This window comes from Ruegeria pomeroyi DSS-3 (assembly GCF_000011965.2).
GTDB classification, from domain to species: domain Bacteria; phylum Pseudomonadota; class Alphaproteobacteria; order Rhodobacterales; family Rhodobacteraceae; genus Ruegeria_B; species Ruegeria_B pomeroyi.
The window spans coordinates 3,512,941-3,528,580 of the sequence record NC_003911.12; the positions used below are offsets into that span (position 1 = coordinate 3,512,941).

Here is a 15,640-nt window from a genome sequence, read left to right on the forward strand (position 1 = left end):
CGCAAGGGGCGGCTCGGTCCGCCCTGACGGGCGTCCTCGCCCACAAACTGGCGATCCGGGCGCCGCGCCACTGGCGCGGCGCCCGCCCCAACGGAAGGAGATGTTTCGCCAGAAACATCGACGACGGGCGGGAGGGGCCCGTTCTCAGGTTTCCTCCCCTGCGCTGTCCGCCGCGATCCCCAAGGCCTCGGCCCCCTGGCGCAAGGCGCCTGCGATCAGATCGGTGCCCGCCATTTCCTCGCCACCACCCAGTTGCAGCAAGGCGATGTCCCGGCTTGCCTGCGCCGCCACCAGGGGGCGCAACACCGTTTCATGCCCGGCCTCACCCTGCCGGCGCACATAGACCTCGGGCAGGATTGCCACCCCTGCGCCTGACGCCGCCATCAGCCGGATGCCATCCAGGCTGGTGCCCTCGTATTCCTCGGACACCACCCCGCCGCATTCCGAAGCCAGCGCATAGACGATGCGCGACAGCCGGTGACCCCGATCGAGCGTCAGGAACATCCGCCCGCGCAGATCATCCGCGCGCACCGGGCCCGAACCCTGCGCCAACACATCGTCGCGCGCCACCGCGATCCAGAGCCGTTCGGAAAACAGCCGGGTCTGCACCGTGCCGGGATGATCCTCGGGCGTCGAGATGATCAGGTCGAACCGCCCCGCCTTCAACCCCTGTTCCAGCCATTGGGTGCTTTCCTCGCGCACCAGGATGCGCAGTTCGGGGTGGTTGCGATGCAGGGCGCTGACAACGCCGGGTAACAGATAGGGGCCGATCGAGGGCAGCACCCCCAGCCGCAACCGCCCGCCAAAAGGCACCCCGCCCGAGGCGGCGGCGCGCAGATCCTCCATCTCGCGCAGGATGCGCCGAGCCCGGCGGATCAGTTCGGCCCCCTGCACGGTCGGGATGACCCCGGTGCGGCTGCGATGGAACAGGCGGAGGCCAAGCTCGGCCTCGACCTCGGCGATCTGGGCCGACAGGCTCGGCTGGCTGACGTTCAGCGCCGAGGCGGCAAGGCCGAACCGGCCAAGCCGGTCAACGGCGACGATGTATTCGAGCTGACGCAGAGAGGGGCGCATGATAGATAGCCTGAAACTATGAATGCCACTGGTATCATGTATTAGCCTTATCCGTGAAGGCAAGCGATGAGACGCGAACGCACGAAACCAAGGACCTCTCATGCCCCTCATCCTCGACAGCCTGACCGTTAATCTCATGACCCCCACCATCCTGTTCTTCGCCCTTGGCCTGATCGCCGCCTTCGCCCGAAGCGACCTGTCGATCCCCGAAGGCGCGGCCAAGCTGATGTCGATCTATCTGCTGATGGCCATCGGCTTCAAAGGCGGGGCCAGTCTGGCGGAACACGGCATTCACGCCGATCTGTTTGCCGCGATCGGCGCCGGTGTCGCACTGTCCTTTGCGCTGCCCTTTGCCGCCTATCTGCTGTTGCGGGCGATGACCCGGCTCGACCCGATGAACGCCGCCGCCGTGGCGGGGCACTATGGCTCGATCTCGATCGTCACCTTTGTCACCGCCACCAGCCTGCTGGAACTGGGTGGTTACAGCTATGAGGGCTACATGATCGCCGTTGCCGCCGCGATGGAGGTGCCCGCGATTCTGTCGGCGCTGTGGCTGGCACATCGGGGCGGCGCCCGCACCGAGGGCTCCGATCACCTGTGGCGCGACCTGCTGGCCAACGGGTCCATCGTTCTGCTGCTGGGGGCCTTTGTCATCGGTGCGGCCACCGGCGGCGACGGGATGAAAACCATCGCCCCCTTTATCGTCACCCCGTTTACCGGCGTGCTCTGCCTGTTCCTGCTGGACATGGGACTGTCGGCCGGGCGTAGCCTGCTGCGCAACCGGGCGCTGCTGACGCCCGGGCTGTTTGCCTTTGGCCTGCTGATGCCGATCCTGTCCAGCCTGCTGGCGCTTGGTCTGGGTCAGATGATCCCGCTGTCGCCGGGCGGCTTGTTCCTGCTGATGGTGCTGGCGGCCTCGGCCTCGTATATCGCGGTGCCCGCCGCGATGCGGATCGCCCTGCCCCGCGCCGAAAGCGGTGTCTATCTGACCCTGTCGCTGGGGGTGACCTTTCCCTTCAACGTCACGCTGGGCCTGCCGCTTTACCTGTGGCTGGCCGGGGTCAACTGACCCGGGGGCGGGCGCTCTGGTCAGCCTGCCGGCCAGACCAGCGGCGCCCGCCCCATCGCCCCCGATTCGATCCGGTCGGGGATCACTTTGACCACCGCATAGTCGGGATCGTCGACACCGCTGACATAGGCCAGCAGCCCATCGAACCAAAAGGCCGCGCGGTCGCTCTGCGTGGTCGAAATCTCGGCCCGCCCCTCGATCTGAAGCCATTCCTGCGCGCTGAAATCCGTCGCCCCCAGTGTGGCATGCACGCGAGGGTCGCGGCGCAGCTGGGCGATCTTGCGCGAGCTCAGATGAGTGCTGAACCAGATCGACAGGTCGGGCATCATCCGGCCCGCGACAAAGCGCACCCAGGGCGCGCCGGTTGCTGTGGTGGTGGCCAGTGAGACAAGTTGCAGGCCGGGCGTCAAGGCGCGGATACGGTCCTGGATATCGGTCATGCGGGGGTTCCTTTTGCTCAGCGATGACGTGCCGGGCTGCGAGATGACTCGCGAACATACAGCACTGTATTTTACTTGGTCACGCCGTGCTGGCAGTGTAAATACACTAATGTATGTTTCACAGGATATCGCCATGCCCCGCGCCGCCAGACTGTCCGCCGAGCGATGGGTCGAGATCGGCTTGGAAACCCTTGCGCAAGAAGGGTACGTGGCGTTGAAGGCCGATCAGCTTTCGCGGGCGCAGGGGGTGACGCGCGGCAGCTTCTATTATCACTTCGAAAACGTGGCAGATTTTCATGCCGCCGTGATCGCGCGCTGGAAACATGTGGCGACCAATCAGGTGATTGCGGGGCTGCTGGATCAGGCCGACCCGCGCAAAGCGCTGGAAAGCCTGTTTCGCACCGCATTCGGCCACCCGGAAAGCCTGGAATGGCCGATGCGGTTCTGGGCGGAGAACGAGGCCCTGGCCCGCGCCGCCATCGACGAAATCGACACACGGCGCATCGGCTTTCTCGAGCAGCTGCTGGGTGCGATCGGCCATGCGCCGCCCATAGCCCGCCGCAAGGCGCAGCTGATCTATGATTGCTACCTGGGCAGCAGCCTGCGGCGCAGGCTGAACCCGGCAGAGCTGGACGGGCTGGTGGCCGAGCTGTTGCAGCTGGCGGGAACCCCCGCGACCGGAGACTGGTAACGGGGCCCGATCGCCTTATTCACCCAGCTTGGCGTGCACCTCGTCCAGGTCGATCTCGTCAATCGGCATCTTGTTGCCCGGGTTCTCGAAATCGTATTTGAACAGGTCGAAATCGCGCTTGTAGATCTCGTAGACCAGATGTTTCGACAGGTCGTCGAAATAATCCTCGACCGGATGCAGCCGTTTCGGCCCGTGGCCCTCGCTCTCGTTGAAGCGCGGGATCTTGTCCAGCCTGACCTTGTGCGGCGTCTCGATATTGTCGAGCACCTCCTGCATGCCGTCGTTGAACGACTCGGTCCAGAAGATCTTGTCGTAGCGACCGCCATTGCAGATGAAGGTCGAGATATGGCCCGACATCGCCGACCAGTGGATGTCCGGGTCCATCGGCCGGCGCCAGCGGATGGTATCGCGCGCAAACAACAGAAAGCGGCGGAAGCTGGCGATCTGGTCGAATTCCTGCTTACCGTCCTCGCCGCCGACCTCAATCCCGTATTTGTAGATCAGCGTCGGCACCAGGTTGCCGCGATAGCGTTTGCCGTTGCGCTGGATGCCGCAGATCTTGTCGAAGAACGAACTGAGGATGCGGGTATAGGGGTTGCGCACGCAGGTGAACGAGTAGGATTTATGCGCCTTCACGTTGCGGGTGATCGGGCCCTGGCTGGCCTCGAGCGCCCATTTGTGCATCCCGCCCTGCGCGTCGTGGATGTCGCCCTCGAAGAACTCGCCATGATCCGAGTAGTACATGATCTGCCCGATGGTCGAGCAGGCGCATTTCGGCACCACGCGATAGACCACACTTTCACTTTCCGTCATCCATGTGCCGGGGAAACCCATCTGCCTTGCCTCCTATACCCATTCCGCCTTAATCTGGCTTCGGGTGCCTTTGCTTACCAAAAAAACAAATTTACTCTGTTTATTCAATCGGCCTTCACCTTTATCAGGGTAGACAAAGAGCAGAAACAGGGACCGATCGTTTCCGATATGGCAAAAATCGCCTATATTCTCCTGTGCCACAAGGATCCGGATGCGATCATCATGCAGGCTGAGCGGCTGACTGCCGCAGGCGACTACATGTCGATCCATTTCGACGCCCGCGCGCGCAAGGCCGACTTTGCCCGGATCCGCAAGGCGCTGGCCGACAACCCCAACGTCACCTTTGCCCGCCGCCGCATCAAATGCGGCTGGGGGGAATGGTCGCTGGTGCAGGCCACGCTGAACGCGATCGAGGCGGCGGTGGACGAGTTTCCGCGCGCCACCCATTTCTACATGCTGTCGGGCGACTGCATGGCGATCAAGACCGCCGAATACGCCCACAGTTTTCTGGATGCGCAGGACAAGGACTATATCGAAAGCTTCGATTATTTCGAAAGCGACTGGATCAAGACCGGCTGGAAGGAAGAGCGGCTGATCTATCGCCACTGGTTCAACGAGCGCACCCAGAAACGCCGGTTCTACGCCATGTTCCAGGCCCAGAAGCGGCTGGGCCTGACCCGCGAGATCCCCAGCGACATCCAGGTGATGATCGGCAGCCAATGGTGGTGCCTGCGCCGGCGTACCATCGAATGGATCCTCGATTTCACCCGCAAGCGCCGCGATGTGATGCAGTTCTTTGCCACCACCTGGATCCCTGACGAGACCTTTTTCCAGACGCTGGTGCGCCATCTGATCCCCGAAGACGAGATTGACCCGCGCACGCTGACCTTTCTGATGTTTTCGGATTACGGGATGCCGGTCAGTTTCTACAACGACCATTACGACCTGCTGCTCAGCCAGGATTTCCTGTTTGCCCGCAAGATCAGCCCCGAGGCAAAGGAACTGAAAGCGCGGTTGGGCCGGCTCTATGCTGCGCATGGGGTGCAGTTCCAGATCTCGAACGAGGGGCGCAACCTGTACAAGTTCCTGACCGGGCGCGGCCGGATCGGGCGGCGGTTCTCGATGCGGTTCTGGGAGACCGAGAGCACGCTGGGGCGCGAGCGCGAGCTGATGATCCTGGTCTGCAAGAAATGGCACGTGGCCAAACGGTTGCTGGATCAGATCCGGCAGGTCACCAACGTCCCTTCGATCGAGTATCTGTTCAACGAAGAAGGCACCCCGCTGCCCGATCTGGGCGGCATTCAGGCAACGCTGGAAAAGCGCACCCGCCACCGTCGCGCCCTGATGCGGATGCTGTTTGAGTATTTCGACACCGACCGGCTGGTGATCTGTCTCGATCCGACGAACCTCGAGCTGATGCACGACTTTTTCTCGGACCGGTCGGTCACGCGCATGCTCGAGATCGAATGCCAGTTCACCGACGAATACCTGATCGGGCATTCCTATCGCGTTGGGCTGGCGGGCGAACGCACCCCAAAAGCGACGCTGGAGCGGCTGCTGCCCACCATCCGCAACGAAATGACCTATGAGGCGGACCGCATCCGCGATGCGGGTTTCGCCCGCTATGGCCGCATTCACCAGACCTCGACACCCGAGGAGAATGCCGACAAGGTAGCCGAATTCCTGTCGATCCCCTGGGATCAGGCGCTGCGGATCACCCAGACAGACCACCTGTTCGCTGATTGAGACCATCCGACCGCCAGCCCGCCGCCTAAGGACACCGCTCGCTATTCCAGAGCGGTGTGCCGGTGTGCTTGGGTATCGGCCTTACTTCGATTTCCAGCTGTCCAGCCAACGGCGCAGCCGTCCGCGGCGCTCTTCGATCGCCTCGCCCGCGGCATAAAGGCTGTCTTCGACATCCTCGATCACCGGGTCGATCCGCCGCTGACGGAACCGCCGCCAGCGCACCCAGATCGCCCAGACAAGGGCAGCCAGCAGGGTCAGCACGATGATGTTGAACCAGGGGATCAGACGCACATCCGGCCCGGCCACCGGTTTGATCGCCACCGCGTTGGGAAAGATCGACAGGAACTCGTTACGCCAGCCGTAATGGGTGATCGCCACCCATTCCGGCGTATCCTTGGTCGAGATCGCGTCATTCGCCTCGGTATAAAGATTGGCGGTGTCGAACTTGAAATAGGGCGGCCAGCTCCAGCTGGTATCCTCGTTGCGATAGACCTTGGGCCGGCCTTCGGGGGTCACCCCCTGGATGAACTGGACATCGCGGTTGATGATGGTCGCCGACTGGTCGTCGGGCCGCGACCAGAAGATGCGGGTCCAGTCGTTCAGCTCTTGCCGTTCCTCATAGGTATTGACGATGCGCACGATATCGCGCTGTGGCAGGGTATAGTGCAGGAAGGCGGCGACGCAGAGCCAGAACAGCCCGATGATCACCCATTTGACATAGCGCATGGCCAGGTCCTCATTTGAAATTCACGATATAGATCAGCACTGCGATCAACACCCAGGGCACGAAGTAGACCCCCAGGATCAGCTTGCGCCGAAACGATTTGTCATAAGCCTTGAGACCGCGCGCGACAAAGGCCTCCTTGTCGCCGGTCTTGCCCTTTTCCTCCCACCAGCGCGCCAGCTTGCCGCGCCGCACCGCCCGCGAATAGAGCGACAGGCCGATATAGGTCACGGTCTGCAACACCAGCAGGACAACGACAAGTCTGAGAAGTCCGAACACCCTATCTCCTCCGTATCGCGCCCCAGGGACCGACCCGTTCGATCAGCCGCTCGTCCAGCCCGGGCGGGCTGTCCTCGCTCTCCATCTCGGGCTCGTGCCCGAACAACGCCGCGCGGGCGCCTGCCTTGTCCACCTGATACTCGCGTGCGAGGAAATCGGCAACGAAGCTCTTCTTGGCCTCGCTCCAGCTGGCATAGTGGCGATAGAACAGCTCCTTGTGGCAGATGAACAGCTGGCGGGCATCCAGCGGCGCCAATTCCGCCAGCAGCATGTTGACCAGATCGCGCTCGGGCGTATCCGCCGCCCGCAGACCATAGAAATAGGCCGGATGATCGGCCGAGATGCGCGGCCAGTCGCCGCCATTCTCGGCCCAGCGCGCCAGTTCGGCCAGCCCGTGATACTCATCCGGCAGCCGGTCGGCATGCATCCGCGCCAGCCGCCGCATATCGCCCCGGTCCAGCCCCGCCGGGTTCAGCCCGGCGCCCGCGGCGGTGTCAATCACGATGAAATCCATCTTTTGCCGCAGCACCGCCGCCGCATCCATTCCCCGCGCCCGCACGATCGGTTCGGCCAGCTTGTTGTAATCGAGGAACTTGGCAATCCGGTTGCGCTCGCTCAGGTCGAACACGTATTTCACCGGCATCTCGTCGCGCGGCTTCTCGCCCGCGCAGATCATCGCCGGATGCTGCATATCGGGAAACAGGTAGAGCCCGCCGAAATGCGCCGTCCAGAAATTGCGCTGCTCATGCGCCTTGTGGCTCAGATGCACGGGATTGCGGCTGATATCGCCGGTCTGTTTCGAAATCCCGATCATCTCGGCGATCAGCACATCGTCGAACCAGGCGTCGTTTTCGGTCTTGAACCGCTCGATCATCGCCGCCAGCTTGTCGGCGTTCTTCAACGTGCCGCCCACGGTGTCGGCCTCGATCTCGATCTTGCGCAGGGTGAAAAGGTCGGCCGGGGAGCGCAGCCGGAAGACCGAATTCACCAGTTCGCCCGCCACCGCATCGGTGGCGGTCAGCGCAAACAGCTGCGCCTCGTTCGCCTCGATGAAGTCGCGCAGGATGGGGCGCGAGGTCGAGAATTTGACGTTCAAGAGCGGCGCGCGCTTCTGTTCCGGCGTCAGCAGGATGAACTGCCGGTTGACCCCATTGGGGTTGAGGTAGAGCGGATCGCCCAACTCGTCCCCGATCTCGGGCGAAAAGCCCGAGATGTCGATATGGAAATCGGTAAGCGCCGTGGTCTTGCCCGCCAGATGCTGGAGCGCGCGATTATACCGCTCCACCAGCGCCGGGCTGGAGATATGCACGAGATTGCCGAACATCAGGCCGGATTGGATGAGGCGGATCATGACACCTGCCTTTGCGCACAACAGTAGTGACGCGCCCGGCCCAAGGGTGGGTGCGGAACGCGCCCGCCCTGAGGGGCGGGTACCGCGCGTCGCGGCTTTGCCGCGCTGATCGTCTGACTGTCTCGATGCAAGTTCATGATACGCCACCCTTGCGATTCAAAGCGACGATTGTGCCTATGATTACGGCAATTGCATGGGCTGAAGATTGTATCGTCATTGACCAAAGTGACGCCAACTCCCCGGTGATCAGGCCAATTGCGCGAAGCCCGATAAGACCTAGCAACGTCATCACCGGAACCAGCACCGCTGAGAGCATACTATGGTACAGCCACCCACTTCTTAGGTTCGGAAAGAACCGCCAGAGCGCATAAGGGACCAGAGCCCCCAGACCAATCGCAAGAAGTAACGACGGATAACTCACCCCTTCCCCTCCAGATACCGCTTCTTCGCCACTTCCATCCGCCCCCATGGGTGGGCGCTTCGCTTCCGCCCGCAGCCGGGCACAGCCCTATTGCTGTGCAACATACTCATGCCTTCGACATCCCAACCAGCTTCCCTAACCAGAAACTGATTAATCCAAGCGGCAACAGCGGGACCATTGAAAACGAAAACGTCATCAGCCAAAGAAAAAGCCAATCCCAGAGATTCTGGGGGTCTTGAGCCATTTCACTGCTTAGTAAATACACCCCCAAGACTGTCAAAAAAAATGGAAGCCCAAGGACGGCAAGTGCTGTTTTTCCTACCGTACTCGGCCAACCCGCTTTACCTCTACCACTGAGCGAGCCTTGCACCAGCGCCACAGGCACGGCGACAAGGGTGCAAGCTACGACAATGTACAAAACCAGCGCCAGCAGGATCATTTACCCCTTCTCCTCCAGATAGCGCCGCTTGGCCTCTTCCTGGCGGGTTAGATCGCGCACCATGCCGTCGATGGCCACCTCGTCGGACTTGTCGGCATAGCGGAACTCGGAATCCGCATAGCGGTTGATCTCCTGCACCACCATGTCCACCGTGATGGGCTGGCGCAGCTCCTCGATCATCGCCAGCTTGGTGTCATAGTCGCGGAACAGGAACAGATCGGGGGTCTCCATCCACTCATCGGGCAGTTCGAAATCCATCGCGCGGACCTTGACCGCGTCGGTGATGTTCTTGATCGCGCGGCCGGTAAAACGCTCGTCGGCCTCCTGTATCCCTTTCAGGTACGTCCCCAGCTTGGCGATGGTGTCGAGCGGGCCGACCTGCGCCCCGACCCGCTCCCACACCTGCGCCAGCCCGGCCTCTTGCGGGCGGCCATGGGCGGCGAAACTGGCGGCCACCGCGCGCTTGATCTCTTGCGCGGCATAGAGGTCATGCGCGCCTAGCGGGATGTCGTGACGCTTGCCCAGCAGCAGGGCCAGGATGTCGATGTAATCGTCGCGCGTTTGTGGCCCGTCGACCAGGAACCGCGCACCCGCCCGCTGGCGCAGGGCGTCGTCGACATTCTCGGGGTAGTTCGAGAACATGCCGAAGGTGCAATTGCCGCGCACCACCGTATTGGCACCGGCAAAGGCCTCCATGAACACCGCCGTCACCTCTTGCTGACCTGCGCTCGACTGGCGGTCGCCGCGCTTGCCTGCGATCTGGTCGATATCGTCGATGGTGCCGAACCCGATCACGCCGGGGTCGAGCACGTTCTGGACAAACGCCTTGGCGTTCTGGCCCGACTTGCCCTGATAGCTGTCGATATTGTCGATGCCAAAGTTCTGATAGCGGAAGGGATAGCCCGCGTTGCGGCAATATTCGTCGATCAGCCCGGCCATCATCTGGATCAGCGTTGTCTTGCCGGTGCCCGGTTTGCCATCGCCCATGAAGGTGAAGATGAAGCCGCCCAGTTCCGCAAACGGGTTCAGACGGCGCTCGAAATCGTAGGCCATCAGCATCTTGGCAAGCTTCATGGCCTGGTATTTGGCGATATGGTTGCCCACCACTTCGTTCGGTTTCTTGAACGTCATGGTCAGCTTGGTCGAGCGCGCCTTGGCCGAGGGGGTAAAGCCGCGCAGGGTCAGATCGTCGGCCTCGACATGCCAGGCGGCACCGGTGAAAGGGGCCAGATGTCCGGCGCCTTGCGCGCGGGCGGCCGCCTTGGCCATCAGCTGTTCGGCAAAACCGGCGGTGGTGGCGATCAGTTGCGCATCGTCGCCCGCGAACTGCGCCAGCTTCTGGTCCAGATCCCACAGCGCGCCGTGCAGTGCCACTTGTGCGTTGTCGGTCAGGAACTCCTCAACCTCGCCCACCTCGACCGAGGTGGCGCCCAGATGCGGCGACAACAGATAGGCCAGTGCGTTGCCGAACACATGGGTGACAACCAGCCCCTCGGCGGTCAGCAGTTCGGTGAACTCGCCCTTGCGCGCCACTGGCAGGTCGCCCGCCAGATTGGCGCGTTTCAGATCGCCCAGCGGCGTGCGATCGCCATAGCCCTCGCCCATGGCCAGCGCGATGGCCAGCGCCCGGCGGATCGCCTGCGCCACGGTTGCCTGTAGCGGCGAGACCAGCGTGTCGCCGTCATCCGCCGCCTCGATCCGCTCACGCAGATGCACCCCGTCGGGCCGAGTGGTGCGCCGTGTCACCAGACCGGGCGTGGTCGAGCGGAACCGCCGCGCCGTGGGGATACCGGGCGAGCGCTCCTCCGCCCTGGCGGGCGTCCTCGCCTGCGCCACCCGCGGCGCATGGTCGAACCCGTCCAGCAGCGTGGTGGCAGCCGGGTAATGCGCGCGGATCGCCTCTTCGCGCAGTTCCATCTGATCCGATGTCAGGCTCATGTCACAACGCCCCTGTCTTCACTTTGCTCAATATACACCCGCCGGAGGCTTGGCCCGGCAGGACCAATCAATATCGCAGGACCTGCCCGCTATCGCTCACCACGAATTTGCGCACATCGGCGAAACCTGCCGGGTTGCGCTCGGCCAGAACCTGGAATGGACGCTGCGGCAGGATAATCGACCGGCTGGTGCGGGTCGCCCCGGTCTCGGCCCCCTGCCCGCCAAACGGGTCAAGCGCAAAGACCTCGCGCTCGACCGTGCCGAACCAGCCCGCGCGCTCCTCGCGCACCTCCTCGCTTTCCAGCTCTTCGCTGGTCCAGGCCAGCGCCCAGTCCTGACCGGCGGGCGCCTGCGCATCCTCCAGCACCGCGCGCAGCGGACCGGACTGTTCGGTAAAGGCCGAGGAATACATCGGCCCCACATGGATGCGGCGCAGATGCTTGGGGTGCAGGTCGTCGAAATCCTCGTCAAACCCCTTGGCGATGGTCAACAGCTTCAGACCTGCAAGCGATTGCGCCATCAGATGCGCCTGTACCTCGGGCCAGCGGCGGCTGTCCTTGGGCAGCGCCTGTTTGCCGGTATCCTCCAGCCGCATCAGATAGATCACCGGCAGGTTGATCTGGCTGTCATAGACCGCCCAATGCAGCAGGAACCGCCGCCGCGCGCCCTCGGTCGCGATCCAGTGGCATTCGGGGTCGTTGCGCACCCAGAACAGCTGCCCCCTGGCCAGCTCCTCGTAATAGAGCCGTTGTGACAGGGCGAATTGCAGCTTGGTCGGGATCTCGCGACTGCCGAGGATAGTCTGCACCATCTCGTCTTTCAGCGCCGCCTCAGACGGCATGTTGGCCAGATGGCTGGCCGCCTGCTGGGCGTCGTTGGCCATGGTCATCAGCTCGGCCGCCACCGGAAAACCGCTATCGCGCTTGTCCATGTTGAGCGAGCCAAAGAACCGACCCGTATCGCGCCCGACCAGCAGATACTTCATGCTGAGCGCACGAAAGGTGAACAGCAGCCCCGAGATATAGCGCGAGACAATCCGCACCTCATCCCGGCTGATCACGCCCTCGGCCTCCATATTGGCGGCCACCCGCAGCAGATGAGTCGTGATCCCCTCGAACTTTCGAAAGTACCGGCGCGAGGCAAAGGTGTCAGTCAGGCCGACATGGTCTTGGGTGGGATTAGCGGACAATTGCTTTCTCCCATAGCCTACGAACGTCTGCGGAAGCTATCTCGCGCTGCTTGCAAGCTGATCCCACTATTTCCGCTGCGGACCAGCGGTGCGCACGTTGGAAGAAAATCCCGCACTTCTGAACTATGCCTAAGTAGGCAGGACCTACAAACCTCGCCATTTGCCAAGCCAAAAAGGTCAAAGAAACTGGAGAAAGCAGTACAATCGAAACTCTCGTTGTAGTTTCACTGCTGCCCGTAATCCACAGCGCTAGCGCAAAGCCAAATGCGTATACCGCGATCAATGGTAAAGCAAAGAGATAGTACCAGCCTGCGACGTATGCCATCGCAAGAACTGCGCCGAAGATGCCATTAATCCAACGAATGGGCGACCAATCCAAGTGCTTCGACCGGTTTGTATCTACTCGGCCCAAGCTCAACCCCCATACAGGTTCTTGTCGTGCTTCTCGACGATCGCGGCGAACCGGCGGGCAAAGCGTTCATCCGCCTTGGCCTTTTTCTCCAGCACGTCACGGGCAAAGACCATGTGATCCTCATGCGCCTCCAGCATGTCGGCCATTTTCTGATTGGTCGCGGTGCCGATGGCGGCCATGGCGGTCTGTGCCTCCTGGTCGGTCTGCACGCCGATCTCGTTGATGCGGTGGGCAACGTCCTGCTGCTGCGCGGTTTTCAGCGATTTGGTCAGCGCATCATAGAGCACCACGCGCTGTTGCGTATCCGTTTGCAGCTTGTTGATCAGCACCATCTGGGTCGCGGCCTGGTTTTGCAGCGAATCCACCCAGGTCTTGCCCTTTTCGATATAGCGTTCCAGCGTCTGGCTCTTGGCCAGTTTCACCTGCTCGTCGCGCACCTTGGCGTTATAGGTCTTGTTCAGATCGGCCAGTTCGGTTTCCAGCTTGGTGCGCGCGGCGGCATCCTGTTCGACGCTGATCTTGTTTTCCAGCGCGATGATCTGCGGATCCATGGCAAGAATCTCGGCCCGCACGGTTTCCAGTTCCTGCACGGTGAATTCACGGTCGTCCAGCGTGCCCGTCAGGTTGGTTTCCACCTTCTCGCGCTGCTCTTCCAGTACGGTCAGCTGCCCCTGAAGCAGCTTCACGATCACATCGGACTTGGCGATCAGATCCTGCAACTTGTCGTCGATATTGGCGGTGCGCATCCGCTCTTGCCGCATCGATTCCGATTTGCCGCTGGAGAAGATGCCGACAAAGCTCTCCCAGCCGGTTTTCGAACGCATTTCGTCGAAATCCTTGGAAAAGGCCGAGGTCACATCGTCAAGCCCCATGATCAGCTCGGCGATATTGGCATTCATCACCTCGGTATGGGCGTGCACATCTTCCAGCGTGGCGTTTTCGATGTCGATATCGGCCTCGGCGGTGCCGATCTTGGCGCGGGCCGCTTCGATCCGGCTGGTCACCCCCTCGATCTGGGCCTGACTCTCGCGCACCTTGCGCTGGGTTTCCAGGATCATTGCCTCGAATGCGGTATCGGACATGGCTTTATCCTTTTAGGTCAAATACATCTGATAGATAGGGTATGTAACAAAGGTTTACATCCCCCCGGGGATCGGGTTTGAAAAAACTGTGGCAAACTCGGACGCAAAAGGAAAGCGGGTTGAATGTCGCTTGCCGACACACCGGCTGCGCGCGATGCTGCGCTTTGGTTACAGGAAAGGAACGATGGTATGAGCAGTTTCTATGCACCGGTGACGCCACAAGGCGCGGGCGAAAGTGAACGCCCGGCACCTGAAAAGGTGCTGTCGGGCGATCCGGTCTTTACCACCTGGAATCTCGAGGAGCGTGAGGGGCTTTATTGCGGCATCTGGCGCTCGACCCCGGGCAAATGGCGCGTCTCTTATGACGAATGGGAATATTGCCGCATCCTGTCGGGCCATTCGGTGCTGACCGATGCCGAGGGCACAGAGATCACGTTGCGCGCCGGGGACAGTTTCATTCTGCGCCCCGGGTTTTCCGGCACATGGGAGGTGATCGAGACCACCACCAAGGATTACGTGATCCGGTTGTGACGCGCGATGCTCCGCCCCCGTCAGGGGGCGAAGATTTTTCGGCGAAAAATCTCGCCTGCCTCAGCCGACGACGTTGAATTCCGGCCCGTAGGGGTAGCCGGTGATATTCTCGTTGCCGTCCTCGGTGATCACCAGGATATCGTGTTCACGATATCCGCCCGCGCCGGGCTGGTCATTGGCGATGGTCAGCATCGGTTCCATCGAGATCACCATACCGGGTTCCAGCACGGTATCGATATCCTCGCGCAGTTCCAGACCCGCCTCGCGGCCATAGTAATGGCTGAGCACGCCAAAGCTGTGACCATAGCCAAAAGTGCGGTATTGCAGCAGGTCGCGCTCGGCAAAGAAATCGTTGATCTTGTGGGTGACCTCGGCGCAGCTCGCCCCCGGTTTCAGCAGCGACATGCCGTATTCATGGGCGGCAACATTGGCCTCCCAGATCTTGAGGCTGGCGGCATCCACTTCCTGCACGAACATCGTGCGTTCCAGCGCCGTGTAATAGCCCGAGATCATTGGAAAGGTGTTGAGCGACAGGATATCGCCCCGTTCGAGTACCCGGCCCGTCACCGGGTTATGCGCACCGTCGGTGTTGATCCCCGACTGGAACCAGACCCAGGTGTCGCGATATTCGGCATCGGGAAAGCGCTTGGCAATCTCCAGCTCCATCGCGTCGCGCCCGGCCATGGCCACGTCGATTTCGCGCACGCCCGCCTTGACCGCCTCGCGGATCGCATAGCCGCCCACATCGGCCACCTGCGCGCCCTGACGGATCAGGGCGATCTCGGCTGCGGATTTCATCATCCGCTGGCGCATGGTGGTGTCGAACAGATCAACCGTTTTCGACGGAGCAAGGAAAGCGTCGAGCTTGCCCTTCTGCAACAGGCAGAGGTGGTCGCTTTCATAGCCGATCACCCGCCCCTCGCCGGTGACCGAGCGGATCGCGCGCCAGTAGTTGTCGCGCTGCCAATCGGTATAGGTGATGTTGTCGCCATGGCAGCGTCGCCAGGGCTGGCCCGCGTCGATCCCGGCGCTGATGGTCACGCTCTCTCTCGGGGTGACGACCAGCGCATAGGGCCGACCGAAAGCGCAATAGAGAAAGCCCGAGTAATAGGCGATGTTGTGCATCGAGGTGAACACGGCGGCCTCGGCGCCCAGCGCCTCCATCCGGGCGCGCAGCCCGGCAAGACGCGCTTCGTATTCTGCGGCCTCGAAAGGCAGCCTGGCCTCGGTTCCGTTGTGATAGCGATAGAATTCCGGACGCGACAAATCAGCGGTCATGGTTGACCCTCCTTTGCAGAAAGGTCCCGGCGTTCAGGACGGGGAGTGGGCGCATGCCGCGCGGCATGAGGCGACGCCATCGCCAGAGCCCGCGCGGAGATTGGCCCAGAGCCCCGAGTCGTGCAAGCGGGATTTATCGGGCCCTCAGAGGGGAAATTTGATC

The 15,640-nt window shown here is 62.0% G+C and carries 15 protein-coding genes; 4 read left to right on the top strand and 11 right to left on the bottom strand.

What is annotated here, in order from left to right; translation table 11 throughout:
- Positions 1-144: 144 nt before the first annotated feature.
- Entirely contained in the window at positions 145-1,074 is a 930-nt protein-coding gene (locus SPO_RS16785; RefSeq protein WP_011048998.1) for a hydrogen peroxide-inducible genes activator, read from the bottom strand.
- Between the two features lie 100 nt (positions 1,075-1,174).
- Between SPO_RS16785 and SPO_RS16790 the strand changes: the two genes are divergently transcribed.
- Positions 1,175-2,143, top strand: a complete 969-nt coding sequence (locus SPO_RS16790) for a sodium-dependent bicarbonate transport family permease (protein ID WP_011048999.1) — start codon at positions 1,175-1,177, stop codon at positions 2,141-2,143.
- A gap of 20 nt (positions 2,144-2,163) precedes the next feature.
- Here SPO_RS16790 and SPO_RS16795 read toward each other — a convergent pair whose 3' ends face one another.
- Complete coding sequence (locus SPO_RS16795) at positions 2,164-2,583, bottom strand: pyridoxamine 5'-phosphate oxidase family protein (RefSeq protein WP_030003258.1); 420 nt, start codon at positions 2,581-2,583, stop codon at positions 2,164-2,166.
- A 109-nt stretch (positions 2,584-2,692) separates the two neighbouring features.
- Here SPO_RS16795 and SPO_RS16800 point away from each other — a divergent pair, with 109 nt between their 5' ends.
- Positions 2,693-3,274 (top strand): TetR/AcrR family transcriptional regulator, encoded by a 582-nt coding sequence (locus SPO_RS16800; protein ID WP_051420396.1) that lies wholly within the window; start codon positions 2,693-2,695, stop codon positions 3,272-3,274.
- A gap of 15 nt (positions 3,275-3,289) precedes the next feature.
- Here the strand turns inward: SPO_RS16800 and SPO_RS16805 are convergent, their stop codons facing one another.
- Positions 3,290-4,108, bottom strand: a complete 819-nt coding sequence (locus tag SPO_RS16805) for a sulfotransferase family protein (RefSeq protein WP_011049001.1) — start codon at positions 4,106-4,108, stop codon at positions 3,290-3,292.
- 147 nt (positions 4,109-4,255) lie between these two features.
- Here SPO_RS16805 and SPO_RS16810 point away from each other — a divergent pair, with 147 nt between their 5' ends.
- Complete coding sequence (locus tag SPO_RS16810) at positions 4,256-5,833, top strand: DUF5928 domain-containing protein (protein ID WP_011049002.1); 1,578 nt, start codon at positions 4,256-4,258, stop codon at positions 5,831-5,833.
- An 81-nt stretch (positions 5,834-5,914) separates the two neighbouring features.
- On the opposite strand, the gene SPO_RS16815 is transcribed toward SPO_RS16810, so the two are convergent.
- The 7 genes from SPO_RS16815 to SPO_RS16845 form a co-directional block, all read right to left on the bottom strand.
- Complete coding sequence (locus tag SPO_RS16815; RefSeq protein WP_011049003.1) at positions 5,915-6,559, bottom strand: DUF1523 family protein; 645 nt, start codon at positions 6,557-6,559, stop codon at positions 5,915-5,917.
- Between the two features lie 10 nt (positions 6,560-6,569).
- Positions 6,570-6,836, bottom strand: coding sequence for a hypothetical protein (locus tag SPO_RS16820; RefSeq protein WP_011049004.1), 267 nt, complete (start codon positions 6,834-6,836; stop codon positions 6,570-6,572).
- 1 nt (position 6,837) lies between these two features.
- Positions 6,838-8,187: a DUF6638 family protein gene (locus tag SPO_RS16825; RefSeq protein WP_011049005.1), complete on the bottom strand. Its 1,350-nt coding sequence runs from the start codon at positions 8,185-8,187 to the stop codon at positions 6,838-6,840.
- A gap of 527 nt (positions 8,188-8,714) precedes the next feature.
- Entirely contained in the window at positions 8,715-9,047 is a 333-nt protein-coding gene (locus tag SPO_RS16830; protein WP_044028712.1) for a hypothetical protein, read from the bottom strand.
- Positions 9,048-10,985, bottom strand: coding sequence for an AAA family ATPase (locus SPO_RS16835; protein ID WP_011049006.1), 1,938 nt, complete (start codon positions 10,983-10,985; stop codon positions 9,048-9,050). It abuts the gene before it with no gap.
- 67 nt (positions 10,986-11,052) lie between these two features.
- Entirely contained in the window at positions 11,053-12,174 is a 1,122-nt protein-coding gene (locus tag SPO_RS16840; protein ID WP_011049007.1) for a hypothetical protein, read from the bottom strand.
- 414 nt (positions 12,175-12,588) lie between these two features.
- Positions 12,589-13,668, bottom strand: a complete 1,080-nt coding sequence (locus SPO_RS16845) for a hypothetical protein (protein ID WP_011049008.1) — start codon at positions 13,666-13,668, stop codon at positions 12,589-12,591.
- A 189-nt stretch (positions 13,669-13,857) separates the two neighbouring features.
- Between SPO_RS16845 and SPO_RS16850 the strand changes: the two genes are divergently transcribed.
- Positions 13,858-14,199: a cupin domain-containing protein gene (locus SPO_RS16850; protein WP_011049009.1), complete on the top strand. Its 342-nt coding sequence runs from the start codon at positions 13,858-13,860 to the stop codon at positions 14,197-14,199.
- A 60-nt stretch (positions 14,200-14,259) separates the two neighbouring features.
- On the opposite strand, the gene SPO_RS16855 is transcribed toward SPO_RS16850, so the two are convergent.
- Positions 14,260-15,477, bottom strand: coding sequence for a M24 family metallopeptidase (locus SPO_RS16855; RefSeq protein ID WP_011049010.1), 1,218 nt, complete (start codon positions 15,475-15,477; stop codon positions 14,260-14,262).
- Positions 15,478-15,640 lie beyond the last annotated feature (163 nt).